The following is a 25,245-nucleotide window of genomic DNA, read 5'->3' on the forward strand; positions in this document are numbered from 1 at the left end:
CACCTCAAGGGCATGGAATGCATGATCTGCTGACGATCGGCGAGTTGTCCGTCCGCTCCGGCGTGGCACCCTCGGCGCTGCGCTACTACGAGCGGCTCGGGCTGATCCGCGCCGACCGGACCAGCGGCAACCAGCGTCGCTACGCCCGCTCCGAGCTGCGACGGGTGGCCTTCATCCGGATCTCCCAGCAGGTCGGAGTGTCGCTTGACGAGATCCGCGCGGCACTCGAATCCCTCCCCGACTCCCGCACGCCCAGCCCACAGGACTGGGAGCGGCTGTCCGCGAGCTGGCGCGGCCGGCTGGACGAGAAGATCCGACTGCTCACCAAGCTCCGCGACGACCTCGACGGCTGCATCGGCTGCGGCTGCCTGTCCCTGCAACGCTGCACGCTCTACAACCCGGGGGACGCCCTGGCCGGAGAGGGCCCGGGTGCGCGCCTCATGCTGCCCCGCCCGACCGGTACGCCCGCCTGACGGTCGGCTCTCGCCCGCCCTCACCCGATCGTGAGGACGACCTTGCCGAAGTGCTCGTTCGACTCGACGAGCCGGTGCGCCTGCGCCGCCTCGGCCATCGGCAGCCGCCGGTCCACGATCGGCCGGATCGCGCCGGTCGTGACCATCGGCCACACCTCGTCCCGTACGCCCTGGACGATCTCCGCCTTCTCCGCGAGCGGGCGGGCGCGCAGCGACGTGGCGCTGACGCTCGCCCGCTTCGTCAGCAGCGCCCCGAGATCCAACTCGGCCTTGCGTCCGCCCTGCATCCCGATCACCACGAGACGACCGCCGGTAGCCAGCACGGCGACGTTCCGCCCCAGGTAGGACGCGCCCATGATGTCGAGGACGACGTCCGCGCCCCGGCCGTCGGTGACCCGCCGAACCTCATCGGCGAAATCCTGCTCCCGATAGTCGATCGTGTGTGCCGCGCCCAGCTCACGCAGCCGGTCGTGCTTGGCCGCGCGGGCGGTCGTCAGCACTGTGGCGCCGAGCGCTGCCCCGAACTGGATCGCGAACGTGCCGATCCCGCTGCCACCGCCGTGCACCAGCAGCGTGTCCCCGGCGCTGAGCCGCCCCACCTGGATCAGGTTCGACCACACCGTGCAGGCCACCTCGGGCAGCGCCGCGGCGTCGACCGTGTCGCAGGCCGGCACCGGCAGGAGTTGCCCGGCGGGGACGGCCACCCGTTCGGCGTACCCGCCCCCGGACAGCAGCGCGCAGACCTGCTGCCCGACCGCCCACCCGGCGACGTCCGCGCCCACCTCCGTGATCACCCCAGAGCATTCCAACCCGGGGTACGCGGAAGCGCCCGGCGGCGGCGGGTAGTGCCCCTGCCGTTGCAGCAGGTCAGCGCGGTTGACGCCGCTTGCCCGCACATCCACGATCACCTCACCGGGACCCGGCTCAGGATCGGGCACCTCGGCCCAGACCAGGGCATCGGGTCCACCGGGCTGCGGAATCGTGACGGCTCGCATGGCTCAGTCTTACCCGACGCCTGAGCGGGCCGCAGGCGGACCCAGCGCATCTCACCGGACACTGTGGACGGGCGCGGCTGGCCTGGCCCGCGCATTCGGGGAGGGACGCCGGGCCGCGCGGCGGGAGCCGTGGCAGACTATGCGTGGCCGTACACCCACGGGTGGCGGCCCGGGAGGGTTCGCCTAGTGGCCGATGGCGCTGGTCTTGAAAACCGGTAAGGCAGCGATGTCTTCGTGGGTTCGAATCCCACACCCTCCGCCCATCTGGACAGCAAAAACGCCCCTGACCAACGCGAACGCCGGTCAGGGGCGTGTCTATAGATCGCGAGTAAGCCTCACTTCGTCCCGTTCGGGGCCGCCGGTTCTCACTCGTCGCGGCAAGCCCTGGGCGTAGTAACCGAACGTCTCGTGGAACGGTGAGAGCTCGCGGATGGCACCGTCGACCTGGTCAGCCTTATGGTCGTCCGGGTCATCGAAGAATGCCACGTCGACCTCCATGGAGGTGGTGGCCTCCAGCGGGAGTCTGCTCTCCGGGATCGCCCCCAGCACCGACTGGCTACCAATGACGAGGACGTCCGGGGCTCCCGCGATTTGGCACGCGGACCGCAGGACATGCTCCAGTTGCTCGCGCCTCATGCCGCTCGTTTCCAACCGCTGCGCGTGAACGACTCAAGGACCTTCTTGCGCTGCGACTGTGACAGGACCCCGGCGAAGGGTGAGTTCTGTCGTAGCTCCACAGCTTCCGGATCATCCGAGGTCAGCGTCTTGAGGACGGCATCGACGCCCTCTTCGAGCTTGTCTTCCCAGCGCTTCAACCACACCTCGGTCATGGTCTCCCGGTGCTGCCGGAGGAGCCGATCGAGATTCTCCCGGGCCTTGCCAAGTACCGCGTCCGGATCGGTAACCAAATTGCCCGCCACCGCCTGGTGCAGCCACAGTGACTTGAGTTGATCGCGCGTCAGCTCCGGCTTGGGGCGCAGCATCGCCTCAACCTGGCTCCGCTCAATCCTCCGATGCATGCCGACCATCACGAACGGCAGATCTCCACGCTCGCAGAGGTTGACCACCTGCTGACGCGACGATCCCAGCAGCTTCGCAGCCTGGCCCGTGGTCAGCAGGTTCCCACCTGTCTTCACCATAGTTGAAGCATGTGCCGCAAACGCTAAAACGCAACTCGTTGGACCGCTACTCGGGTGGGTCGGCGGGCGGCTGGTGCTTCCGGATCGTCTGGTCGGCCAGTCGTTCGACAGCGCGTCGACGCTCCTCGGCGAGCGACCGCTCGTCCGGCTTGCGGAGCGCGGTGACGACGGCGATCAGGAAATCACGCCATATTGATGCCATAAGGTATCCCTGTGGAACATTGCGGCGGCAACAGTATTTTCCCTCACTAGTTTTGTGGCCGGCAGGGCCCATCCGGTCGTCGGCAGCCACCGAACGGGGTATGAAGGGGCAGGAATCTGCCCGCACCGGAAGGACGCGTCCTGATGACCCTGGAACGACCGATCGCCCCGGACCCGTACGAGCTGCTGCCGACGGTGCCCTCGTTCACGCTGACCAGTGACGACGTGCAGAACGGCGAGCCGATGGACGCCCGGCACGCGCACGGCAGCACGGGGGGTGACAACGTCTCTCCGCAGCTGACCTGGTCGGATTTCCCCGCCGAGACGAAGAGCTTCGCGGTGACCTGCTACGACCCGGACGCCCCGACCGGCAGCGGTTTCTGGCACTGGGTGCTGGTGAACGTACCGGCCGACGTGACGCAGCTGCCCAGCGGCGCTGGCGGCGCGGCGGGCACCGACCTCGGCGGCGCGTTCTCCGTCCGCAACGACTACGGCGAGCAGGGCTACGGCGGTGCGGCGCCACCGCCCGGTGACCGCCCGCATCGGTACGTCTTCGCGGTACACGCCGTGGACGTGGACCGGCTCGATCTGACCCCGGATGCCAGCCCGGCCTACGTCGGCTTCAACCTGACCTTCCACACCCTGGCCCGAGCGGTGATCCGTCCGACGTACCAGGTCAAGGAGTAACCCCAGCCCACCTCCCCCCGCGATCTTGCAGTTCCTGTCTCGGCATCCCTGGTGTAAGACGCACAAGGGCGACCGAAGTTCAAGATCGCGGGGCGGGGGCGCGGGGCGGAGCGTGGGGTTAGGCGGGGACTCGGGCTACGGCGAAGACGGACTGGCCGAACGGGGGGCGGACCAGTTGTTCGGCTGCCTTTGTCGCGGGGAGCACGAGGGTGTCGTACACCTTGACCATCGGGCCTTCCTTCGGCATCAGGCGGAAGACCTTCGTGGCCATGAAGTAGCCGATCAACCCGAGCGCGTTGGCGTAGTGGATCTTCTCGATGGTCAGGCCGGCGTCGGTCATCGCCGCTCCGAGGGTCTTCTTCGTGTACCGCCGGACGTGCCCGGTGGCGACGTCGGCAGGGCTCATCGCGAACTGGAAGGCCGGCACGATGATGATCACGGCACCGCCGGGGCGGACCAGGTCGCGCATGCTGCGCAGCGCGCCCACGTGGTCCTCGATGTGCTCAAGGACGTTGTACGAGACGGCGGCGCTGTAGTCGCCGCGCTCGTGGTGCGGCAGCAGCATCTGCCGGACGTCGATGCCGGGGTGGGCGGCGAGCCGCTCCTTGAGCTGCACCAACCGGTCGGGGTCGGCCTCCGTGGCGGTGAACCGGGGTAGCAGTTGCGACCACTCCAGCGCGTAGTCGCCGAGACCGCTGCCGATCTCGATCGGGTTGTCACCGAGGTACGGCACCGCCAGTTCGACGAACCAGCGGCGGTGGTTGACGGCCGTCGCCAGACCCTCCAGCACCTCGGACTGGACGCGCTGGTCCCCAGTGATTTCTGCCATGCGTCGATTCCTCACGATATGAACTCGACCCGTGCCTGAACCGACAGAGTGAATCATCCGCTTGGATGGCAGAAGAATCGGGGCAGCATTGTGGCCGAATTGCGGTCGGGGGGTGGGCACGTGATCGGCGGTCGGCGAACCCGGCACATAGTACGGCAGTACCCCGAAACATGTCACGGCAGAGCCATACGCTGACTACCCTATGAATTGTCATGACTACTCCCGAACCGGACGCACCCAGCGACGGACCGGCCACTGTGCCCAGTGGCGGGCCGGGCGCTGCGCCCAGCGACGGGCCGGTCACTGTGCCGCCTGTGGAGGGGGACGGCGGCGACGGGTTGCGCCGCAACGGGAAGTGGGTCGATCTGGCCGCCGTGGTGAGCTTCGTGGCGCTCGCCTTCTGGGTCACTTGCCGCCTCTGGTTGAACCCGGGCAGTGGGGTGCGCGACAACCGCACTGACCAGTCGCAGTTCGAATGGATGTTGGCGCACGGTACGCGGGTCGTCACACGCTTCGTGTATCCATTCCATTCCGATCAGATGAACGTGCCCGACGGCGTCAACCTCATGGCAAATACGTCCGTATTATCCATTTCGCTGCCAATGACGCCCGTCACACTGCTGTTCGGCCCGCGCGCGGCATTCCTGCTCTTTCTCACGCTGGGGATGATCGCCACCGCCGTCTCCTGGTACTTCCTGCTCTCCCGCGTCCTCATCGGCGCTCGCGGGCCAGCCTGGCTGGGTGCGGGCTTCTGCGCGTTCGCGCCGGCCATGGTGTCGCACGCCAACGCGCACCCGAACATCGTGTCGCAGTACGTCGTCCCTTTGATCATCTGGCGGACGCTGCGGCTCGGTGACCCCGGTCGTTGGCTACGCAACGGGGTGCTGCTCGCGCTGGTGATCGTCTGGCAGGCGTTCCTGAACCTGGAGATCCTGCTGATGACAGCGATCGGCCTGGGCGTTGTCGTCGTCGCGCTCGCCATCGGTCGCCCACCCCTGCGGTCGCGCGCCCGGCCGTTCCTCGCCGGCCTGGCCGTTGCCGCCGGGGTCGCCGCCCTGCTGCTGGCGTACCCGCTGTATGTGCAGTTCTTCGGCCCGGGCGCGTACTCCGGGCTGTCCAGCCTGATCCGCGGCTACTCCAGCGACCTCGCCTCGTTCGTCGCGTACGCCCGGGAGTCCCTTGCCGGCAGCCCGCGCACCGCCGGAAACCTCGCCAAGAACCCGACCGAGGAGAACAGCTTCTTCGGCTGGTCCCTGCTGGTGCTTGTGGTCGCACTGGTCTGGTGGCTGCGGCGCTCGGTGGTGGTGCTCGCGTTGGCCGGGCTCGGCCTGCTCTTCACTGTGCTCTCGCTCGGCCGGGAGATCCGCTTCGCCGGTCGGGGCACCGGTATCCCCGGGCCGTGGGCAGCCTTGGAGAACCTGCCGATCCTGCACTCGGTGGTGCCCACCCGCTGGGCGTTGGCCATCACCCCGATCATCGGGGTGCTGCTCGCCTACGGCGCCGAGCGCGTACGCGAGTTGGCCCGCGCACACCCGACGGCCCGGCGGCAGATCCGCTTCGCCACCGCCACCGTGCTGACGATGGCCCTGCTGCCGATCCTGCCCACCCCGCTGCCCGTTGTCCGTCTCGACCCGGTCCCCACATTCGTGACGAGCGGAGCCTGGCGCCCCTACGTGGCCGGCGGACGCAGTGTGGTGACCCTGCCATTGCCGGACACCACCTATGCGGAGCCGCTGCGCTGGTCGGCGGTGACACGCCTGGACATGCCGCTGGCCCGGGGCTACTTCCTCGGCCCGGACACCCGCCCGAGCGCGGACCCGCCGAAGGTCGCGCTGTTCAGCGCCCCGCCCCGCCCCACCAGCAGCTTCTTCTCCACAATCAGGCGTACGGGGGCGGTGCCGCCGATCACCCCGCAGAGCCGGGTGGACGCGGTCGACGACCTGCGCTACTGGCGGGCCGGAGCGGTAATCCTCGGCCCGCAGGAACACGAGGACGCGCTGCGTCGGGGAATGACCGAGCTGACCGGGATCCAGCCGGTCTTCACCGGCGGCGTGTGGGTGTGGGACGTCCGTTCGCTGACCGACTGAGCAGGGCCTGGCGGAGGCAGCCGACTCGGGCCCGGCGGAGGCAGCGGGCTCAGGGCTGGCGGACGCAGCAGCCCTGGCAGACCTTCGGGCTGGGCAGCGTGAAGGCGAGGCAGCAGGTGCGCCGTTGCACTGTCGGCTCGCCGGCCGGGCCGGGCACCAGCTCGACCAGGTCCGCCAGGTCGAGTGCCCCGAGCACCGAGTCGATGTTCTGCACCGTCGGGCCGGGCAGGGCGTCGGCGGCCCGCAGGAGGCCGTGCGCGATGCCGGAGGCGACCGAACCGAGCAGGGTCCGGGTGCCCACCCGAACCTCGGACTGGATGGCCGTGATGAGCGGCGCCAGGTGCGCGTCGAGCAGGGAGGCGCGCAGCTCACCGAGCAGTGCCGTCTCGTCGGCGACGACGCGTACCTGCGGAAGGCCGGCAACCGCCAGCGGGTCGTTGGGCAGCACCGCCACTGTGATGCTGCGGCGCAGACCGAGCGTGATCAGGGGCCGGTGGTCCTCGAAGTGGATCAGCACGTCGGACGGGTCGAGCAGTGGCACCCGCCGGGCCGAGGCCCAGCCGAGCACGGCCGGCAACGCCGTCCAGTAGCTGTAGGACTTCCAGGCCAGCGCGGCGCAGGCGTGCGGGGTGCCGCGCCACCGGACGCTTGCCGCTTGCAGCAACTCCGGCAGGCGGGTGCCGTCGATAAGCGTGGTGGCTGGTGCCCAGACGAACTCGTCGTCGACAAGCAGGCCGCGGGCGAGCCCGGGGAGGTCGTCGGTGCCGAACATGGCCCGCAGTGTGGCGGTGACGGGGGCGAGCGGCGTGGCGGTCATGTCCCGCCTCGGCATCACCGCTGTCACCGTGTCATCCCCTGTCCACGTGACCGAGGAGAACCTCGGCGGACGGCAGTTGCGTCCCGAGCTAAGGCTAGCCTAACCAACCAGGGGGTGTAAGGGAAGCCTCACCTTGGCCCGGGCAGGAGGGCCCGGTCACGCCGACTAGCAGGAGCAGCGCTCCGCCGTACTACCCGGCGCTGCTCGTCGAAAACGTCGACCTCGCGCCCGCAGCTCGACGGGTGCTTGTCAAGCGGAGTGTCGCCAAGTTGCCAGATGCGTGTGCGTATCGCCACAGAAAGTGAGAATGATACTCCCGGCCACGAGGACGCCGATGACGACATCCCCCCTCGAACGGGCTGCCGACTCCTTCGCGGCCGAACTCGCCCGGCAACGGACCGGGCGCGGGCTCTCCAAGAAGCAACTCGCCGTCCTCATGGGGTTCGACCCGTCCTACGTCAGCCACGTCGAAGGGCGCCGACACCGCCCCACCGAGGACTTCGCCCGCCGGGCCGAAGCCGTCCTGGAGGCCAGCGGCGCGATCTGGCAGCGTTTCCGGGAGTACGACAACCTGCGGCACGCCCGTACCGGCCACCCGCACCGCGAACCCCCCTCGCCCGGCCAGTGGCTGCCACCTGGCACCGGCCTGATCGTCGAACGGGAACTGGCAGCCCTCACCCACACCGACGACGGCTACCGGTGCGTCATCCGCCGCGAGTTGTACAACGCCGGCACCGAGCCGGTCACCCGCTACCTGGCACGCGTGGCGGTCGACCGCTACCCGAACGACCCCGGCCGCTCCAACCGGCACCACCGCGAGCACCCCCTCACCTTCGCCGAACTGCAACTCCAGGCCCGCCGGGATGACAGCGTCGGTGACCCCGAGCCGATGCACTGGCGGGCGAAGCACGACCGGGACGCGTTCAAGGAGATCTGGCTGCTGTTCGAGAACGGTGAACGGCGCTTCCCGCTCTACCCCGGCGACCGGGCCACCATCGAGTACGCGTACAGCGTCGGCCAGGAGAAGTGGGGGCCCTGGTTCCAGCGGGCTGTCCGGCTGCCCACCCGTCATCTCGCCGTACGGCTGGACCTGCCGGCGGCGCTCGACCCACAGGTCTGGGGCGTGGAGACCTCGCTCTCGGCGGAGGAGGGCCCCCTGCGGACGGCGCCGCAGCGTCGCGACGCGGGCGACCGGGCGCTCTTCGACTGGCAGACCGACGACCCCCCGCTGAACGCCCGCTACCGGATGCAGTGGCGCTTCCGCGCCCGCCCGGACACCGACCCGGACGTCGGGCCCAACGGCGTCCGGGTCCGGCCCAGTGACCGGATGCGGGGGATCGGCATCGTGCAACGCGGCGACGACCTGCTCCGCCAGCGGGTGCGGCAGTTCGACCTGCCCGGGGAGGAACAGGCCGCCCGGGACATCGTCGACCGGCTCACAATGGCGCTGGCCCGGCTCGACGAACTGCACCCGTTCAGCAAGGGCGTCGGCGTCGCCGCCCCGCAACTCGGCATCGGCCGGGCCGCAGCGGCAGTCCGACCCCCCGACCGGTCGGCGGAGCCGGTCATCCTGCTCAACCCCCGGGTGGTCGACGCCGACCCGGAAACCGACGAGCAGTACGAGGGGTGCCTGTCCTTCTTCGACCACCGCGGTCTGGTGCCCCGGCCGCTGCGCCTCGACGTGGAACACGCCCAGTGGGACGGCAGTCGGATCATCACCTCGTTCGAGTTCGGCATGGCCCGGCTCGTCGCCCACGAGATCGACCACCTGGAAGGTCGGCTCTACGTCGACCGGATGGCGCCCGGCGTGCCGCTGGTGCCGGTCGAGGAATACCGGGAAACCGGGCGTCCCTGGCGGTACTGAGCAGGGCGTCCCGGGCGGTGCTCAGCGGTTCGGTGCGACGACGGGGGCCGGGGCGCGTGCCCCAGGGGGCAGGGGCACGCGCCCCGGCTATGGGGGGAGGAACGTTCTAAAGGTCGCCGAAGGTGTCGTAGCGAATGTTCGGCGGCGGCACCCCGTCCGCTGCCAGCACCCGCAGCGCGGACCGGACCATCTGCGCCGAACCGGAGACGTAGCAGTCGTGCGTCGTCCACGGCCCGTACCGGGCCACCACGTCCGGGATGTCACCCACCTCGCCGTCGAAATCGCTGTCTTCGCTGCACGCCGCCGTGACCGACAACCACGGGTGTACGGCCACCAACTCCTGCAAGGCGGCCAGCCCGTACAGGTCAGTCGCCTGTCGTGCGCCGTAGAAGACGTGCACCCACCGCGTCCGGTTGTAGGTGGCCAACTCCTCCACCAGAGCCTTGATCGGCGCCAGCCCGACCCCGCCGGCAACGCAGAGGATGTCCCGTTCCGAGGTGCGGTCCAGCGTCATCGAACCCATCGGCGCGGCCAGCCGCAGCAGATGGCCCGGCCGCACCCGGCGGACGAGCGCACCGGACACCCATCCCGCGCCCGGGCTGCGAACGTGGAACTCCAGCACGTTGTCGTCGTTCGGGGCGTTCGCCACCGAGTAGTTCCGCCACACCCTCGGGTGGAAGCGCGGCAACTCCAGGCTTACGTACTGACCGGCCCGCCACGACAGCGGATGCTGCAAAGCCCGGCAGGTCAGCACTGCGGTGTCCGGGCCGTACCGCTCATGGGTCAGCACCTCGGCGTGCCAGAACGGCGGGTTGTCGTCGTCGGCGGCACCGGCAACCATCTTCGCCGCGATCGCCGCGTACGCGTCCCGCCACGCCTGGTCGTACTCCAGGTTCCAGCCGTCGCCCGCCGTGCTGCGCAGCGCGTCCAGCAGAGCGACGCCCATCGTCGCGTAGTGCTTGTCGTCGACGTGGTACTTGCGGTGGTCCCGACCCAGCGCCCGCAGGAACTCATCGAAGCTCTCCGGGTCGTCCACAGTGTGGATCGCCGTGATGATCGCCTCCAGCAGGCGGTCACCCTGGCCGGTCATCTGCACCGGGAAGAGCTGCCGCAGGGCCGGGTCGAGCAGGAACAGCCGGGCGTAGAAGTGGCCGCTCAGCCGCTCCCGGTCCTCCTCGACCAGGGTCCAGCTCTCCTTCAGCAACCGCGCGACATTGTCCACCGGGTGCTCCTTCTCCAGACGTCAGCGGATCGGGCATCCATAGAATCTCCACGGAGCGTGCACACCGGTCGCACAGAATGTGCGATCGGCTCACGCCGGCCGGTCGGCCGTACCTGCGGTGCCACCCGTCGGGCAGAGTGGTGCGGTGACCGTTGAGCTGACCCGCCCGGTGTCCCGCCGAGTGTTGGGGACCGAGACGCTGCTGGTTCTCGGCCTCTCCCTCGGCCAGTCCGCGGTCTACGCGGTGGTGTCGATCATCGCGAAGCTGACCGCCGAGGGGCCGCTCTCCAAGCAGACCGCCTCGCTGAACACCTCGGCGTCGGCCCGCCCCTGGCTGGACCTGACGTACCAACTGCTCGGCATCGTCTTCGCGCTGCTGCCCGTGCTGCTCGCCGTACACCTGCTCAGCCGTGATCCCGGCGACCCGGTGCGGACCCTCGGCCTGGACGCCCGGCGGCCCGGCCAGGACCTGGCCCGGGGCGCAGGCCTGGCCGCGCTGATCGGCCTGCCGGGGCTCGCACTGTTCTGGGTGGCGGCCCAGCTCGGCATCAACGCCACGCTGGTGCCGGCCGCGCTGCCGGATCTCTGGTGGACCGTTCCGGTGCTGATCCTCGCCGCCATCCAGAACGCCGTGCTGGAGGAGGTGATCGTGGTCGGCTACCTCGTCACCCGGCTGCGCCAGCTGCACTGGCGGCTGGTCACGATCATCGCGGCCAGCGCGCTGCTCCGCGGCTCGTACCACCTCTACCAGGGCTTCGGCGCGTTCGTCGGCAACGCCGTGATGGGCGTCGTGTTCAGCCTCTTCTACCTGCGGACCCGGCGCGTGATGCCGTTGATCATTGCGCACACGCTGCTCGACGTGTTCGCCTTCGTCGGCTACGCGCTGCTGCCCCGGGAGTGGTTCGACTGGCTCTGACGCGGCCGGTAGGTGGCCACCGCCCGCGCCGCAAGCCGTTCGGCCGCCGCCGAGTCGCCAAACGCCGCAGCCAGCACCGCCGCACCCGGCAGCAGCCGGGACGCCAACCGCAACGCCAGCCACCCGCCGGCCTGCGCCGTGAGCGGCGCGGCCAGCCGCCACGCGGCCTCCGCCGCCCTCGGCCACGCCTCCTCCACCGGATCGCCCGCTGCCTGAGCGGCGGCCAGCGCGGCACGCGCGCTCTCCGGATCCGGGTGCACCTGGGTGAGCACCAGCAGGTCGACGGCCCGGTCGGGATGCGCCGGATCCTGCCCGTACGCCGCCGCCAGGTGCAGCACCAGGTTCGACTGGGTCCAGAGCACCGACACCAACTCCGCCACCGGCGCGAAGAGCCCCGCGAGCGCGGCCGTCGCCCCACCCGTAGCGGCCGCACCGACGTACCGCCGGGTGGCCAGCCGGGCCAGCCCGTCAGCCGGAGCGTCCGGATACCGCGCCCGGAGCCGTTCGGCCCACTCGGCGGCACCCGGGCCGAGCGCCGGCACCGCCGCCAGGGCCAACAACTCCGGCGCGAAACCCGGGTGGTCAAGCACGCGGGCGGTCACCGCCCGAAAATCCCATTCCGAGGTACGCCCCAGAGTCGGCGCCCTCTCGTGCGCGATCTGCTGCGTGGGCGTGTGCACGACCTGCTGCCCGGCTGGCGCTTGCGCGGCCTGCTGTGGGGCTGGCTCCTGTGGGGTCTGCTGTGCTGCGGGCTCGCTGCCCGTGGCGGCGCTGCCGGGGAGGGCGAGAGGCTCCGCGACGTCGGGACGTGGCTGCTCGGTGGCAGTCTCGGGTGCTGCCGACGTGGCTTTCTTCGACGCGGCACTCTTGCGGGGGCTCGCCGCCCGCTTGGCCGGTGTGGATGCCTTCGTCGGTGTGGCTGCCTTGGCGGGCGTGGCTGCCTTGGTCGGCGTGGTCGCCTTGCTGGGCGCGACTGCCTTGGTCGCCTTGGCGGGCGCGGTTCGCTTGGTCGGGGTCTCTTGTGCGGCCCGCTTGGCCTGGTTGACGTGGTCGCTCGGGGTGGCCTGCCTGCTCGAAGAGGTCTGCTCGCTCGGGGCCGCCGCTGGTTCGGTCGGAGCGGTTGCCGGCTCGGTTGGGCTAGGCGGAACCGTCGGCGCGGTCGTCGTGCTCGGGTCGCCGGCCGACGTCAGCGGCTTCTTCCGGGCGGGAGCCTTCCGCGCGGAGGTGGAGCGCGCCTTCGCTGCCCGCGCCGGACCGGTGGAAGCCTCCGCGCTGCCCCCGGGCGCTGACTCACCCGCAGTGCGTGTCGTCGAGCCGCTCGCATCGGCGGTACCCGCTTCATTCGCCTCCGCCGCAGGGGCGTCGGCCGCAGAGGCGTCCGCGCGGGTCGGGCCGTCGACGTCCGCCGCCGGGCTTTCCGGCGCTTGGCCGCGGCCTGACGTCGCCCGTTCCGCCGGCCCTGCCTGACTGGCATCCGGTGCCGAGGCTTGCGTGCTGGCGATCGTGCTGTCGGGCGCGAGAGCTGGCGAGCGCCTCGGCTGCCGGGGCAGGGGGCGCTCCGGCTCCGGTGGCTGGAACAGGACCGTCGGGGCGGGCCTGGTACGCCTCGGGCGCTGCTCACCTGACGTATCCCCGGCCGCCGCAGGCCCCGACGGTGCCTTCTCCACGGCCTGCTCAGCGGCCGTCGGCGGAGTGAATGTCGCCCGCGGAGAGCGCCGCCGCGCTCGGTCAGCAGGCTCTCGACGGGTCGGCTCGCTGGGCGGCTGCTCCTGCATATCGATGGAGCGTAGTCCCGATCACGCTGCCGCACAGCTCGGAACACGGGCTCCAGGAGCTGCGGCAGACGTACCCTGGAAGTCGTTTTGCTCCCGGTGGGTGGGGACCTGTATCCTCGGGCGCGGTGGTCTGCGGGCCACCTGGGAGACTTCGCCTAGTCTGGTCTATGGCGCCGCACTGCTAATGCGGTTGGGGTCTTAAAGCCCCTCCCGGGTTCGAATCCCGGAGTCTCCGCGCGAAAGTCAGGTGTGTACACTGGCTGAGCACGAGCGCCCGTAGCTCAATGGATAGAGCATCTGACTACGGATCAGAAGGTTAGGGGTTCGAGTCCCTTCGGGCGCACAGAAAGATCGAGCCCGTGACCTGCGGAAACAAGGGTCACGGCCTTTTGTTTCCCATTTATAGCGTCTGCAATCCCGCATAGTGGGATTGCAGCGTTGAGCGGGCTTCGCCACGCGATCGGGGGCGGACCCGCATCCCGCGGTTACTTTCGTGACGCTTGCCGGGGTGCTTGTCGTCCCGGTGCCGTTGCTGGCTGCTGCACCGGAAAGGCGACAGCGCCGCGGCCAGCGGCAGACCGGTGACCGGGCGATGCTCGTGGGATCGTGCACGTACTCGAGTCCGCCGGCTCGTCGCGCAAGCTTCCGCCTCGTTCCTGGTGCGCTGGCAGGTCGCGCACTGCCGGCTCGCGGAATAAGGCAGCCCGCGTCTACTTGTAGACCATCGGGTTGTCTGCCGGCCTGGTACCCGCTGTCGGCGCCCTCCGTCATGGCCGCCGGGTTGACACTGGGTTCCCTCGCGGGACGTGATGGCGGCCGCTTGTTCTCGCCACAACACCCCGTGCCACGAGTTTGGCCTGAAAGCGGCTCAGCCTGGAAGCGGAACCCGCCTGATATGCAGGCTGTTCGCGTAGTCGACGGAGGCGATCGCCAGGCCGCCAGCGGCCTCGGTCACGGCAACGAGTCTGACGGCCTCACCCTTGTGTCCTTTGTAGGCGTCGCCGACCTGCCGGAGTTCGTCGTCGAGTAGCACGACACCGCGCGCGTGGCCGGAGGCGATCCAGGTTCGTCCGGCGGCGGTTGTCAGCGCCACGGCGGTGCAGCAGTGGTGTTTGTGATTGTCGAAGTCGTGGAGGAGTTCTCCGGTCACGGCGTCCCGCAGTTGTAGAGCGTCCATGCCTGCCGGGTCGTAGTCGAAATCGTCGGCGGCGACGTCCAGGCCCTGGATGAGCGCCGCCCGGTCGTTCAGCATGCCGAGCACGGCGACGTCAGCGCCGTCTTCGAGTTGTAGCGGCTGCCTTATCCGTTCGGCGGCCCACACGTCCCATAGCGCGGCCATGGAATCTCCCAGGCATGGCTCGTCGTCGGCGATGTCGCCGTGCACCATCGCCAGTAGTTGTTCGCCGGTTGCGGCCATCGACAGGGATCTGACGGTTTGGCCTACCGGCACCTGGGTGAGCAGTTCGGCCGTCACGATGTCCCAGAGTCGCAGCGTCTGGTCCGCTGCGCAGACGCCGAGCAGGCAGCGGCTGCCGGTGTCGACCGTGGCCGCCGCGTACATCGCAGGACCGCCATGGTGCAGCGGATCACCCAACTTCGTGCCGGAGTTGGCGTCCCAGCGCTGCACCAGCCCTTGGTCGGTGACACCCACCAGGATGTCGCGACCGGGACCGCCGAAGGCCACTGAGGTGACCGTGCCGCCGGCATCGAGGGAGTCGATGATCCGTCCGGTGGCCGCGTCCCACAGCCGGATCGTTGCGTCCTCGGAACTGGACGCGAACACCGGCTCACCGCGGCGGGTCCCGGCGGCCAAGGCGGTGATTCTGCCGGTGTGGCCGGTGTCCACCGGCGCTGCCTGCAGGATCCACATGCGCGGAGCGCCCTTGCTGGCCACCGAGATCAACACCTGCTCACCGGCCCACAGTGCGGGCAACAGGGCGGTGATCTTGCCGGTGTGGCCGCTGAACGGAATCCCGACGGCCTCGCCCGTGGCGGCGTCCCACACCCGGATAACCTGATCAGTGCCGCCGGCGATCACCACCTCCCGGCCGGAGATCTTCGCGAAGGCGATAGCCAGCACCCATGCGCCCGCGTGCCCGGCACTGGTGGGCACCGGCGGGTGAGCGCGTAGCCTCGGGGCGACCTCCTGGCCGGTGACCGGATCGAAGACGTGCACCGCACCGTACCCGTCTCCGGCGGCCAGCACTGTACGGCCACCGAGGCGCCCGGCGGCGAGAGAACCGATGATCCCCATGCCTGTGGTCTCGATGCGGCCGACCATCTCGCCGGTGCGGGCATGAAAGAACTCGATCTGCCGGTCCCCGCGCATCGCCACCGTGGGCAGCCCGTCGAGGTCGACGAACGTCATGGGGCAGTCGAACGTGACATCGTCCTGTCTCGGCGGTAATTCGCGGGAGAACAGCGTCTCGTCGGTCTGCGGGTCCCACATTCGCAACGTCAGCGCGTACGAGGGTCTGGTGCGGGTCAGGACGGCGAACACCGCGCGGCCGTCCAGCCGGCCCGGGGTGATCGTCTGTACGTCGGCACCGGGCAGCGCGGCAGCGACCACCGGCAGGCCGGACTCGATGTCCCAGATCACGCCGGTGGCACCGCAGCGGAGCACGGACCCCCGCCCGCCTATCTCGGCGAATGACGCGGCGCGGATCTGCACCTCTTCCGGGATCCAGTTGTTGTAGTACGGGCTGGCGACCGTGGCGTCCGTCGTCATGTCGAACACCCGCAGCGCGCGGCCGTTGGCGGCCACGACCGCAGCGGCCCGGCCGTCGAGCACGCCGAGCGCGAGTGCCGTGCAGCCGCCGAAGCGGGCCGCCAACCGCCGCCCGTCGGCGGCCGGTACCCACAGGTCGGTGCCGTCCCGGCCGTGGTATCCCCACTGCACCAGGACGCTGATCTCACCGTTGTCGACCAGCACCGCGATGTCCTCGAACGGCCAGTCAGCGGCCGCTTCGGCATCCCACAACGCGGGCAGGGTCACTGCCTCGCCGGCGGTGGCGTCCCAGACTATGAGTGGATCAATGCCACGTCGGCCGGTGGTGAAGAACACCCAGAGGTGCCCGTCCACCTCCACCGCCGCCTTGGCACGATCACGGATGTTCGGCAGCGGCACCTCGAACGGATCGCCGACAATGGCACCGGTCAGCGCGTCCACGAGCATGAACCGGCTCTGCGGGAAGTCGTAGCACAGCAGCAGAAGCCGTCCCTGGTGGACCGCGTGCATCATCAGGAAGCCGCGAGCGTTGCCCTCGGTGATGAGGCTGCCATCCTGCGCGTCGTAGACAGCTGCACCTACGGCGACGACCCCCCGGCCGTCCACCGTGGCGACCGCAACCCGCGACTGCGCCCGCGTGGGCGGAAACTGCACGTCGAGGAGCTCACCCGACCAGAGGTCACGTAACCGCAACACCCCGCCGAACTTGTCACCGTCCTCGGGATGCCGCATGAGAAGCGCCATCACCGCCTGGTCGCCGCACATGCCCACCGCCACGCTGTGCGGTCCGTGCGCGCCGTGCATCCCGGACCGGTCCGGGATGCGGGCCCCGGTCTCCACGTCGATGGCGGCGTAGTGGGAGCCGTCGGGGGTCGGCAGACCGGCGCAGACCAAGGTGGGCCTTCCTGCCACGGTAACCAGTGCCGCCGGGCCGACCTCGTCGTAGGCGTGCAATTCGTCGAAGCCCAAGGGGGTTCGTAGCACCCGATGTGGTGCGGCCCTGTCGTCCGGTTCCCAACCCTGCGACATCCCGTTCCCCTTCATTCACGAAGATCGACGGGTCAGCTTTCCAGATCACGCAACGTGACCATGAGCTAGAACACTCTTCCGCCAGGGGTATGCGCCGCCACGGGATCCAGGTGGCCCGAGCCGCGGGCGGCTTTGACGGCGAACTGCGGATCACGGATGAAGATCCAGGACCGGTACTGCCACGGTTTGATCGTGTCCCGGGCGAGGATCCGGCGGACCTCCTCGCTACTGGCCTGACCGGCGTAGCGGTGTTGATCTATCCTGCTCGCCGTGACACAGTCGTCGCATTCGAGCGCCTATGTGCGACCCTCGCAGGTATCGTCCGGGTCAGACGGCGGTCGGGTTGCTCTGGAGACCTCTGGCGGCCGGACGCCGCGGGGGACCGCGGCTCATCCCCACTTCTTCTCCGGCTTCCTGACTGACGCGCGGAGCGCTGCAGCCGGGCTGCTCGCTGTGGCTGACGTCGCCGCCACCCGCTACTACCAGCCGGCGTTGAGGAACTCGCTCGATCCGGTCATCACCGGCAACGGGGATCGGTTGCGTTTCGAGTCTTTTTCCGGCTGTTGCGGGGTCTACGCGCGGCTGGACCTGCTCGCTGACGGGATGGACGGCGGCGACATCGGGCACGGCACGTCGAACTTCGACATCAACGATCCGCTTCGGCTCGCGTTGTCGCGGATCGCGCCGAACGATCCGCTGCACTTGCGCGTCGGCCCGGACGAGCTCGCCGTCACAACGCTCAGCGGGCCGCTGGTGGAGAAGAAAGTGCCCCTGCCGCAGCGCTGGGTACGCGGTTTCGCGGAGACGCAGGTGATCGCCCCGACGTTCGACCTGCGGGCCGAGGTGTCCGCCGCCGACGCGGTGCGGTTAATGCGGTCGCTGCCCACCCGTGGCCGGGCCGGCGAGTTGTGGGTGGTGCCCGCTGGCCGGACGCTGCGGACGACGTCGCGCCCGGCGCCCGGTGCGGTCTGCCTGCCCGGACCCGCTCGGCTGGCAGCGCTGAACCGCATGCTGCGGCACGCCCGCACCCTGCGGCTGTACGGCCCCGCAGTCGCCAGCGGCAGCCCGCCGTCTGCCAGTGCCTGGGAGGTGGAGCTTGCCGGCACGCGTCTGACGCTGATGCTCTCCCCGCATGTTTCGCGCGGCTTCTCCGGCGAAGGCGCCGTGCTGGACCTCCTGGCTGGCCCGGAGGCGCAAGCCGATGCCGACCTGCTCAGCGTGCTGCTCGCCTGGGAACCGCGGATCGACGTCAGTGACCTCGCCGTGCAGGCCGGGCTGACGACCGACCGGGTGCGCGCGGCGCTCACCCAGTTGGGGACCGCGGGCCGGGTCGGCTATGACACCGCGGAGGCTGCGTACTTCCATCGTGAGCTGCCCTACCACGCGCAGCAAGCGGAACTGCACAACCCACGGCTGCGCGACGCGCGGGAGCTGGTGCGTGGCGGCGCGGTGACGCTGGACGCGACGACAGCCACGGTGCGTTCCAAGGACAACGTCTATCTCGTCAACCACACCGGGCGAGTCATGGGATGCACCTGCCTTTGGTGGGCCGAACACCGCGGTGGGCGAGGTCCGTGCAAACACGTACTCGCCGTACGCATGACCATCAGAGGAGATCAGCGATGAGCCCTGAACGACAGCGACTTCTCGACGCGGTCAGCGCCGGCGACAAGCAACAGGTCCTGCTCCTGGTCGGCAAGATGGACGACGCGACCCGCAAGATATGTCTGCCCGCCGTGACACAGGTCCTGCGCGAGGTGCCCCGCGGCACGTACCCTCCGGTCTTCGGCGCTGCCGAACTGGCGGGCCTGGGCTGTCAGCCCACGCCGGCCGCGGCCGCGCAGTGGGTCAGGGCCACGAGCCGCAGACGGCCTCCCGGAACCAGGTACCCCGAGTCCTCCTCGGACGTCCTCGCCGGACGCGATCCCGGCTGGCTCGGCGAGCTGGCACACCGGCTGGCCGCGGAGATGGATCAAGAGGGCGTGTTCGCGGGCACACACCCGCTCTACGAACTCGTGCAGAACCTGATACGGATGTCGGATTGTGCGACGCCGGCCACGGCCGGCTACGCCGTCACCCGGCTGAGATACAGCCGAGGGCTGGCCGATCTACGCGCCGATCCCGACATGCCGGTGCTGATACCGGTGGCCCTGGACGTCGATGGATTCGGAGCGCGGATCCTCCAGGATGATCAGTGGTTGTCCGACCTGGTGGCCCTGGCCGAGTCCGGACATCTGGACCGCGCGGCACTGATCGACAAATGCGCCGCCCGGTTGCTGCGTGGTGGGAGACCCAGCGAAATCCGCGGATTCCGGCGCCTGCTGGAACGCCTGGAACTGACCGGCGACGAGATCGCGGACCGGGCCGGTGACTGGGCACGCCTGGCAGCCGACGCCGACGCCCCGGTCGCCGGCGACGCACTGGCCCGACTGCGCCTGCTGACCGACGCCGGTCGGCTGAACCCCACCTTGCTGGCGGACACCGCGCAAGACGTGTTGGCCCGGCCGGAGAAGGCACTGGTCAGCGCACAGCTCAAGCTGCTGGACCGTGCCGTCCGCCACGACCGCTACGACGCGGCTCCACTGCTGGTTGCCGCGACTGTGGCGTTCGGGCACGAGGAGCACGCCGTGCAGGACCAGGCGTGGAAGCTCGTGGCCCGGCACCTGCGTACGGTGAATCAGGCGGTGCGATCGCAGATCGCCGAGGCGGTCGCGGTGCTCACGCCCGACTTGCGCCGGCGTGCGACCGATGAGCTCGGCGGGCCGGCGCCCACCGCCGGGCCGGTGCGGGCGCGGTATCGGGAGACACTGCCGCCTGTGGCGGTGCCCGAACTGGCCCCTCCCGTACTGGAGTCATTGCCGGAGCTGGTCCAGGAGGTGAGCGCGATCCTGGCCGCCAAGCGTCCCTCCACCACTGAGTCGGAACGGGCTCTGGACGGCCTGGTCCGGTTCGCCAACCGAGATCGGGCCGCGCTGACGGACGCGTTGAGCACCATCGCGTACGTCAGGAAGCCGCCGACCTACGTGGCGGGCATCGGTGTCGTCGTGCTCGTCCTCGCAGGCGAGCTCGACGGCGTGAAACGTCCGCTCGTCCCCAGGGAGGTGGATACCCCGGTTCGAGAAAGGCAGTGCGCGCATTGCGCATTCCGCCTCGTGTGGCGGGCCCGGCTCTTCGAGGTGGCGCGCCGCATCACGACCGATCCGCCGCCGTTTCTGCTCGCCACGCCCACCTGGCACACCGGCGTGGTGGACGCCGATGTGCTGCTGGAGCGGCTGACCGAGTACGCGCGACGCGGCTTCTCGGCCGGATCCGCCGACCTCGAGCAGGCTCTTCTGCGTACCCGGCTACCGGAGCAACCGGAACGCGAGCGGCTCGCGGCAGCCGCCGCGGGATTGGGCACGGCGGACGGCACGCGGTTCGCAGCCTGGTTGTCGTCCGGCGGCCTGCGACCGGTGGCGGAGGAATCCTTCGGTTCGGCCCTGCCCGCGCTGCGGTCAGGTTTCACCGAACCGTTCCGGCGAGTGAGCGGGCGGATGTCCCGGGTGGACGGCTACGACCAGGAGGGGCACGACCTGCCAGGCAGATGGGGGTATCTCGATCTGGTCGGCCGCGGCATCGACCTACCCCAATGGGTTGCCACCGTCCCCGTGCAGCGAGAGTACGTCGCGGAGCAGATGCTCACGAGCAAAGCATGCGAGCACCTCGACAAATACGCCCGCGATCTGCACCGGCTCGTAGCGGCCGACGGGCCGGCCGGGCCGGCCCTGCACCGGCTCATCGCAGACGCACTGGTGCGGGCCAGCCCGCAGAACTGGGCCGGTGTCATCGACGCACTGTTGCAACTGGTCGCCCGAAACGAGTTCGACGCGACGCAGTGCGGACAGTATCTGGGCCGCTGGCAACAGGGCAGCGACTCCCGGCCGCCCGAAGTGCTGGATGTCCTGAGTGAGATGGCACGCACCGGTGCGTACGCCACCGTCTGGCAGATCCTGGCCGGCGCCCTACCCGGTCTGCTTCCCGAAGGCCGGCGCCCACGCCGCCTCGCGGCGCTGCTGTCGCTGGCCGCCGACTGCGTCAGCCGATGCGGAGCAACAGGAACGCTCCCGGAGTTGGACGCCGTCGCCGACAGCAAGGCCAGCTCGCAGACGGTCAAACAGGCCCGGCGCCTGCGTCAGTGCCTGACCGCAGGCGCCAGCCCTCGCATGCCGTCATGAGCGTCTGCGCATCGGCCGTCGATCCGGGTCCTCATCAACCACCCCCAGCGAGACGAAAGCGAGGAAGGTGATCATGCCGGCAACTGATTGCTTTACCAGCGCGGGGCCTTAGGTTTTGCCATCGACACAGACGGCCCGGTCGTGAGCTGCGATCGCACGCCCGGGCCGCGCTGAGAAAAGGATCAGGGGAGGTCGATCGGGCGCAGGACCCGGTCGATGCCGTGCGCGATCTGCGGCGGCCGACCGGAGTCTCTAAAGGTGATCTTGGATCAACGGTTCGTCACCCCGGATGCCATCGCACGGTGTTGACGCAGTCGTGGGCAATGCGCTGCCGCCGCTGTCGACGTCGTATCACATAAAGGCCCAGCCAGCGTTGTGCTTGTCGGTGGAGGTCGGATCTGCCGGATCGGCGTCCCGGCGCGCCGTTGTAAGACGGTGGCCGTCGGCGTGCGGAAGGTCCACCCCGGCGACGTTGGTCACGGGCGGAGGGGCGGATCTGCGATTCGGCATCACGCCTCGCCGGCAGAAGCGTCGGACCTGTCGATGCCCGATATACTGCATGCGGCAACGTGGCTACCTGTTGGTTCCCCTTCCGGTCCAGCGAAGATCGCCTCGCGCAGAGGCCGGGGTGCCAGCCGAGCTTCACCGCTGGTGCCCTTGCGGACCGCCACCTGGCCCGCTGTCGTCGCGTCCCTCGGCGGCGTCGACCTGATCAACCTCGGCTTCGGCGGCAGCGCGCTGCTCGACCCGTTCACCGCCCGCGCCATGCGGGACACCCGAGCGGACCTCATCAGCGTGAAGATCGGCATCAACCTGGTGAACGCCGACCTGATGCGGCTGCGCGCCTTCACCCCGGCCGTGCACGGCTTCCTCGACACCATCCGGGAGGGCCACCCCACCACGCCGTTGCTTGTCGTCTCCCCGATCTACTGCCCCATCCACGAGGACACCCCCGGACCGGGCGCGTTCGACCTCACCGCCCTCAGCACCGGACAGCTGCGGTTCCGGGCCACCGGCGACCCGGCGGAACGGGCGAGCGGGAAGCTCACGCTCCGTGTCATCCGCGACGAGCTGGCGCGGATCACCGCCCAGCGGGCCGCCGACGACCCGAACCTGCACCACCTCGACGGCCTCGACCTCTACGGCGCGGCCGACTTCGCCGAGCTGCCGTTGCCCGATCAGCTCCATCCGGACACCGCCACCCACCGACGCATCGGCGAACGCTTCGCGCAGCGGGTGTTCAGCGCCGACGGTCCCTTCGCGGGACCCAGCTCCTGACGGACCGGGTGAACCGGTGGGGAGGGGACCCGTCCGTGAGACGCTGGCGATGCCGAATGAGCATGAACACCGCCGGTTCCGTCTTCGACCGCATGCCGTACCCCTGTCAAGGTCGAGTCCTGTCCGTCCGGCGCCACCCCGCGCCGGACCTCACGACCGACAAGGAGTGATCATGGTGCGTGCGACACGCCGTCTGGTGGGCGCGCTGGCAGTGGTGTCACTGGCCGCCTGCGGTCCCGCCGATGCCGGAGGGCAGCCGACGCGGACCCCTGCGGCGACGGTGAGCCCGTCCACCGCCGCCGCTGACCGGGACCAGGAGTTCCGGCGACTGGAGGAGAGATTCGACGCGCGGCTCGGGGTCTACGCGATCGACACCGGCACTGGCCGGACCGTGCAGTACCGGGCCGACGAGCGGTTCGCGTACGCCTCGACGTTCAAGGCGTTGGCAGCCGCCGAGGTCCTCGACGAGACCACCGACGCCGAACTGGAGCAGGTGGTCCGGTACTCGGCGGACGATCTGGTGACCTACTCGCCGATCACGGAGCAGCACGTCGCCGACGGCATGACGCTGCGCGCGATCGCGGACGCGGCCGTGCGCTACAGCGACAACACCGCCGGCAACCTGCTGCTGCGCCAGCTCGGCGGGCCACAGAAGTTCGAGAAGGAACTGCGCGAGATCGGCGACAAGGTCACCGATCCGGAGCGCTACGAGACCGCGCTCAACGAGGCCAGGCCGGGTGACCGGCGGGACACCAGCACCGCGCGGGCCCTTGCCGGTTCCCTGCGGGCGTACGCCGTCGGCGACGTCCTCGAATCGGCGGACCGCGACATCCTCAACGGCTGGCTGCGGGGCAACACCACAGGCGGCGAACTGATCCGCGCCGGTGTTCCCGACGGCTGGGTCGTCGGGGACAAGACCGGGTCCGGCGGCTACGGCACCCGCAACGACATCGCGGTGATCTGGCCGCCGGATCGGGCACCGATCGTCCTCGCTGTGCTGTCCAGCCGCGACAAGAAGGACGCCGACTACGACAACGCCCTCATCGCGAGGGCAACGGAGGTCGTGATCGCAGCGCTGTGACTGCGGTCCCCACCTGACTAACTCCACCAGGGCAGGGTGCCCGTGCGGAGGTGGTCGTGCAGTGTCCGGGCGACCTGCGCCATCGTCGCCTCGCTACCGGGCTGCGCGACGGCGGGCACCCGGGAGGCGGTGAGCGCGGCGACCGCGTACGACTGACCGTCGGCGTGGTCCACCACCCCTACCTCGTGGCGCAGGTGCAGCAGGGTGCCCGTCTTGGACGACCAGCGGGACGCGTCGGAGGTGAAGTCCGGGGCGAGTCGCTGCCGGTGCAGGTTGTCGCCCATCAGGGCGCGTACCCGATCGGCAGTGGCTTCCTGGATCGTCGACGGGCGCCAGAGGGCGTGCAGCAGGTCGACGTGGGCCCGGGCCGATCCGGTGTTGGCGCGGGTGACGTCGAGTTGGGCGACCGGGTGGCCCTGTCCGGGGGTTCCCGCGCTGATGGCGAGGGAATGGGCCAGGTGTACGTCGTCGGGGTCGAAACGTTCCGCAGGCGTCTCGGCGAGGTCGCCGACCCGGTGTCGCACGGCGATGCCCTCGATGCGCAGTCGCCGCAGCTCGACCGCGACCTCGGCCGGCGGGACGAGGTCGAACAGCGCGTCGGCGGCGACCCCGTCGCTGATGGCGGTGCTCAGGTAGAGCAGGTCGTCCACGGCGATCCGCGCGGGGTGGCGGAAGCGGCTCAATCCGGTCGGGCCCGGTGTGGTAATCCGACCGGGCGGGACGTCGACAGGCGTCGCCGGGTCGAGTTCCCCGCGTGCGATCCGTTCGAGCACGGCGACTGCCAGCGGCACCTTCACCAGTGACGCCGCCGGGTACGGGGTGTCCGCGTCGAAGCCGATCTCCTCGCCGGTGTCGAGGTTGCGGACCAGGAACGCGCCGTGCAGCCCCGCCTCGTCGAGCAGGTCCTGGGCGTTGCGGACGACTGCGGTGGCGCTCACGCGGGATCTCCCGTCGTGCCGGCCCTGGCCGGCTCTGGATGGCCGTCGGGCGCGCCGAGGCATCGCGCGATGTCCGCGTACAGGACCGTGCTGAGCTGATCGAGGTCTTCGCGTACGCCAGCGGCGACGTCGTAGCCGCGCAGGAGCCGTGGGCCCGCGAGGGGGCACCAGTGCAATCCGAAGTCCTCGGCCTGTTGACGGGAGCACAGCAGCAGGTCGGGGGAGCCGAGGGCCGCTGCCGCGGCGTCGACGAGGGACGGCGCGACCGCCACCTGAGCCGGCACCAGGCCGGCCGACTGGCCGGCACGGGTCAACGGGTCCCGCAGGTGGGCGACGTCGTCCTCCGGTTGGATCAGGATCCGCCGGCGTGCCTGCGTGCGGGCCCGGCCGCTGCGCAGCGTCTCCAGGAACACCGTCGGCGCCGGGAAGGGGGTCCGGGCGGCCAACCCGAGCGGCACCCGCCAGGACGCCGCCGCCTCCGGAACCGCCACGATTCCGGCACCGACCTCAAGGGTCTGACAGAGCCGGGCTCGTTCCGACGGGCCGGCCGGCCGTACCTCCAGGTGGATCCGCTGCCGCCGCGCCGCGACCACCAGATCGGCGAGGCGGCGCGGCGGGCAGATCTCGGGTACGGCGACCCGCAGCGGACGCAACAGTGCCCGCTCGGCGTTGTCGCCCATCGCATCGGCGAGGTCGACCAGGCGCCGGGCCGACGGCAGCATGTCCTGCCCGAACGACGTCAGCCGCACCGCGCGGGACGACCTGTCGAACAACCGCGCCCCGAAATGCTCCTCCAGGGCGGCGATGCGGCGACTGGCGACCGACTGGGGAATACCCGCCGCAGCAGCCCCGGAGGTGAAGCTGCCGTGGCCGCTGACGGCCACGAAGGCTCGGCAGGCGGCGACCACATCCACCAACCGAACGTATCGCGGCCGTGTGCCGCCCTGAACAGCAGCCGACGGGCGGCGTCTT

Annotated in this window: 21 protein-coding genes and 3 tRNA genes; 13 read left to right on the top strand and 11 right to left on the bottom strand. The window is 70.1% G+C overall.

What is annotated here, in order from left to right; genetic code table 11:
• The first annotated feature begins 17 nt into the window (after window positions 1-17).
• Window positions 18-473, top strand: a complete 456-nt coding sequence (gene soxR / locus ACPXB1_RS08280; protein WP_355587171.1) for a redox-sensitive transcriptional activator SoxR — start codon at window positions 18-20, stop codon at window positions 471-473.
• Between the two features lie 20 nt (window positions 474-493).
• On the opposite strand, the gene ACPXB1_RS08285 is transcribed toward soxR, so the two are convergent.
• On the bottom strand, window positions 494-1,468 hold the full coding sequence (locus tag ACPXB1_RS08285; RefSeq protein ID WP_355587169.1) for an NAD(P)H-quinone oxidoreductase: 975 nt from the start codon (window positions 1,466-1,468) through the stop codon (window positions 494-496).
• 172 nt (window positions 1,469-1,640) lie between these two features.
• Here ACPXB1_RS08285 and ACPXB1_RS08290 point away from each other — a divergent pair.
• Window positions 1,641-1,727, top strand: a tRNA-Ser gene (locus tag ACPXB1_RS08290).
• Between the two features lie 56 nt (window positions 1,728-1,783).
• Here ACPXB1_RS08290 and ACPXB1_RS08295 read toward each other — a convergent pair.
• From ACPXB1_RS08295 to ACPXB1_RS08305, 3 genes are read right to left on the bottom strand one after another with little or no spacing between them, the layout of a single operon-like run.
• A complete protein-coding gene (locus ACPXB1_RS08295; RefSeq protein ID WP_355587166.1) occupies window positions 1,784-2,104 on the bottom strand; it encodes a hypothetical protein in 321 nt (106 codons plus the stop codon).
• Entirely contained in the window at window positions 2,101-2,607 is a 507-nt protein-coding gene (locus ACPXB1_RS08300; protein WP_355587163.1) for a helix-turn-helix domain-containing protein, read from the bottom strand. Before ACPXB1_RS08300 ends, ACPXB1_RS08295 begins: the two co-directional genes overlap by 4 nt.
• Window positions 2,608-2,653: 46 nt before the next feature.
• Window positions 2,654-2,809 (bottom strand): hypothetical protein, encoded by a 156-nt coding sequence (locus tag ACPXB1_RS08305; protein WP_355587160.1) that lies wholly within the window; start codon window positions 2,807-2,809, stop codon window positions 2,654-2,656.
• Window positions 2,810-2,952: 143 nt separating this feature from the next.
• Here ACPXB1_RS08305 and ACPXB1_RS08310 point away from each other — a divergent pair, with 143 nt between their 5' ends.
• Window positions 2,953-3,495, top strand: a complete 543-nt coding sequence (locus ACPXB1_RS08310; RefSeq protein ID WP_355587158.1) for a YbhB/YbcL family Raf kinase inhibitor-like protein — start codon at window positions 2,953-2,955, stop codon at window positions 3,493-3,495.
• Between the two features lie 118 nt (window positions 3,496-3,613).
• Here ACPXB1_RS08310 and ACPXB1_RS08315 read toward each other — a convergent pair whose 3' ends face one another.
• Window positions 3,614-4,324 (bottom strand): class I SAM-dependent methyltransferase, encoded by a 711-nt coding sequence (locus ACPXB1_RS08315; protein ID WP_355587155.1) that lies wholly within the window; start codon window positions 4,322-4,324, stop codon window positions 3,614-3,616.
• 212 nt (window positions 4,325-4,536) lie between these two features.
• Between ACPXB1_RS08315 and ACPXB1_RS08320 the strand changes: the two genes are divergently transcribed.
• Window positions 4,537-6,411 (top strand): hypothetical protein, encoded by a 1,875-nt coding sequence (locus ACPXB1_RS08320; RefSeq protein WP_355587153.1) that lies wholly within the window; start codon window positions 4,537-4,539, stop codon window positions 6,409-6,411.
• A gap of 49 nt (window positions 6,412-6,460) precedes the next feature.
• On the opposite strand, the gene ACPXB1_RS08325 is transcribed toward ACPXB1_RS08320, so the two are convergent.
• Complete coding sequence (locus tag ACPXB1_RS08325; RefSeq protein WP_355588415.1) at window positions 6,461-7,243, bottom strand: IucA/IucC family C-terminal-domain containing protein; 783 nt, start codon at window positions 7,241-7,243, stop codon at window positions 6,461-6,463.
• Window positions 7,244-7,562: 319 nt separating this feature from the next.
• Between ACPXB1_RS08325 and ACPXB1_RS08330 the strand changes: the two genes are divergently transcribed.
• The gene (locus ACPXB1_RS08330) at window positions 7,563-9,092 is read left to right on the top strand and encodes a peptide deformylase (RefSeq protein WP_355587150.1); all 1,530 of its coding nucleotides are present in this window, start codon (window positions 7,563-7,565) and stop codon (window positions 9,090-9,092) included.
• Between the two features lie 106 nt (window positions 9,093-9,198).
• Here ACPXB1_RS08330 and ACPXB1_RS08335 read toward each other — a convergent pair whose 3' ends face one another.
• Window positions 9,199-10,314, bottom strand: coding sequence for a globin domain-containing protein (locus ACPXB1_RS08335; protein WP_355587148.1), 1,116 nt, complete (start codon window positions 10,312-10,314; stop codon window positions 9,199-9,201).
• Window positions 10,315-10,459: 145 nt separating this feature from the next.
• Here ACPXB1_RS08335 and ACPXB1_RS08340 point away from each other — a divergent pair, with 145 nt between their 5' ends.
• On the top strand, window positions 10,460-11,230 hold the full coding sequence (locus ACPXB1_RS08340; RefSeq protein ID WP_355587145.1) for a CPBP family intramembrane glutamic endopeptidase: 771 nt from the start codon (window positions 10,460-10,462) through the stop codon (window positions 11,228-11,230).
• Here the strand turns inward: ACPXB1_RS08340 and ACPXB1_RS08345 are convergent.
• Window positions 11,191-11,832, bottom strand: a complete 642-nt coding sequence (locus ACPXB1_RS08345) for a hypothetical protein (RefSeq protein WP_355587142.1) — start codon at window positions 11,830-11,832, stop codon at window positions 11,191-11,193. The two genes, ACPXB1_RS08340 and ACPXB1_RS08345, sit on opposite strands and share 40 nt — an antisense overlap.
• Before the next feature lie 241 nt (window positions 11,833-12,073).
• Here ACPXB1_RS08345 and ACPXB1_RS08350 point away from each other — a divergent pair, with 241 nt between their 5' ends.
• The 3 genes from ACPXB1_RS08350 to ACPXB1_RS08360 all read left to right on the top strand — a co-directional run bounded on the left by ACPXB1_RS08350 (window position 12,074) and on the right by ACPXB1_RS08360 (window position 13,348).
• Complete coding sequence (locus ACPXB1_RS08350) at window positions 12,074-12,697, top strand: hypothetical protein (RefSeq protein ID WP_355587139.1); 624 nt, start codon at window positions 12,074-12,076, stop codon at window positions 12,695-12,697.
• Window positions 12,698-13,149: 452 nt separating this feature from the next.
• Window positions 13,150-13,240 (top strand) — tRNA-Ser (locus tag ACPXB1_RS08355).
• 35 nt (window positions 13,241-13,275) lie between these two features.
• Window positions 13,276-13,348, top strand: a tRNA-Arg gene (locus tag ACPXB1_RS08360).
• Window positions 13,349-13,873: 525 nt separating this feature from the next.
• On the opposite strand, the gene ACPXB1_RS08365 is transcribed toward ACPXB1_RS08360, so the two are convergent.
• Window positions 13,874-16,702 carry a WD40 repeat domain-containing protein gene (locus ACPXB1_RS08365; protein WP_425735009.1) on the bottom strand — a complete coding sequence of 943 codons (2,829 nt, stop codon included), beginning with the start codon at window positions 16,700-16,702 and terminating at the stop codon, window positions 13,874-13,876.
• Between the two features lie 330 nt (window positions 16,703-17,032).
• Between ACPXB1_RS08365 and ACPXB1_RS08370 the strand changes: the two genes are divergently transcribed.
• From ACPXB1_RS08370 to bla, 4 genes are all read left to right on the top strand, one after another.
• Window positions 17,033-18,388, top strand: a complete 1,356-nt coding sequence (locus ACPXB1_RS08370; RefSeq protein ID WP_355631177.1) for an SWIM zinc finger family protein — start codon at window positions 17,033-17,035, stop codon at window positions 18,386-18,388.
• Window positions 18,385-20,976: a DUF6493 family protein gene (locus ACPXB1_RS08375; RefSeq protein WP_425735010.1), complete on the top strand. Its 2,592-nt coding sequence runs from the start codon at window positions 18,385-18,387 to the stop codon at window positions 20,974-20,976. The genes ACPXB1_RS08370 and ACPXB1_RS08375 overlap by 4 nt, the downstream gene beginning before the upstream one ends.
• Before the next feature lie 651 nt (window positions 20,977-21,627).
• Complete coding sequence (locus ACPXB1_RS08380) at window positions 21,628-22,254, top strand: hypothetical protein (protein WP_425735011.1); 627 nt, start codon at window positions 21,628-21,630, stop codon at window positions 22,252-22,254.
• A gap of 169 nt (window positions 22,255-22,423) precedes the next feature.
• Window positions 22,424-23,335 carry a class A beta-lactamase gene (bla, locus tag ACPXB1_RS08385; RefSeq protein ID WP_425735028.1) on the top strand — a complete coding sequence of 304 codons (912 nt, stop codon included), beginning with the start codon at window positions 22,424-22,426 and terminating at the stop codon, window positions 23,333-23,335.
• Between the two features lie 17 nt (window positions 23,336-23,352).
• Here bla and ACPXB1_RS08390 read toward each other — a convergent pair whose 3' ends face one another.
• Both ACPXB1_RS08390 and ACPXB1_RS08395 read right to left on the bottom strand, forming a co-directional pair.
• Window positions 23,353-24,273, bottom strand: a complete 921-nt coding sequence (locus ACPXB1_RS08390) for a serine hydrolase (protein ID WP_355587123.1) — start codon at window positions 24,271-24,273, stop codon at window positions 23,353-23,355.
• Window positions 24,270-25,187: a LysR family transcriptional regulator gene (locus tag ACPXB1_RS08395; RefSeq protein WP_355587120.1), complete on the bottom strand. Its 918-nt coding sequence runs from the start codon at window positions 25,185-25,187 to the stop codon at window positions 24,270-24,272. The genes ACPXB1_RS08390 and ACPXB1_RS08395 overlap by 4 nt, the downstream gene beginning before the upstream one ends.
• Between the last annotated feature and the right edge of the window lie 58 nt (window positions 25,188-25,245).

Origin of the sequence: Micromonospora sp. DT68 (assembly GCF_049847245.1) — a bacterium.
Classification (GTDB): Bacteria; Actinomycetota; Actinomycetes; order Mycobacteriales; family Micromonosporaceae; genus Micromonospora; species Micromonospora profundi.

Bases quoted from the DNA above. Each gene is read 5' to 3' on its own strand.
- soxR (WP_355587171.1), top strand. From the start codon at position 18: ATGCATGATCTGCTGACGATCGGCGAGTTGTCCGTCCGCTCCGGCGTG.
- ACPXB1_RS08285 (WP_355587169.1), bottom strand. From the start codon at position 1,468: ATGCGAGCCGTCACGATTCCGCAGCCCGGTGGACCCGATGCCCTGGTC.
- ACPXB1_RS08295 (WP_355587166.1), bottom strand. From the start codon at position 2,104: ATGAGGCGCGAGCAACTGGAGCATGTCCTGCGGTCCGCGTGCCAAATC.
- ACPXB1_RS08300 (WP_355587163.1), bottom strand. From the start codon at position 2,607: ATGGTGAAGACAGGTGGGAACCTGCTGACCACGGGCCAGGCTGCGAAG.
- ACPXB1_RS08305 (WP_355587160.1), bottom strand. From the start codon at position 2,809: ATGGCATCAATATGGCGTGATTTCCTGATCGCCGTCGTCACCGCGCTC.
- ACPXB1_RS08310 (WP_355587158.1), top strand. From the start codon at position 2,953: ATGACCCTGGAACGACCGATCGCCCCGGACCCGTACGAGCTGCTGCCG.
- ACPXB1_RS08315 (WP_355587155.1), bottom strand. From the start codon at position 4,324: ATGGCAGAAATCACTGGGGACCAGCGCGTCCAGTCCGAGGTGCTGGAG.
- ACPXB1_RS08320 (WP_355587153.1), top strand. From the start codon at position 4,537: ATGACTACTCCCGAACCGGACGCACCCAGCGACGGACCGGCCACTGTG.
- ACPXB1_RS08325 (WP_355588415.1), bottom strand. From the start codon at position 7,243: ATGCCGAGGCGGGACATGACCGCCACGCCGCTCGCCCCCGTCACCGCC.
- ACPXB1_RS08330 (WP_355587150.1), top strand. From the start codon at position 7,563: ATGACGACATCCCCCCTCGAACGGGCTGCCGACTCCTTCGCGGCCGAA.
- ACPXB1_RS08375 (WP_425735010.1), top strand. From the start codon at position 18,385: ATGAGCCCTGAACGACAGCGACTTCTCGACGCGGTCAGCGCCGGCGAC.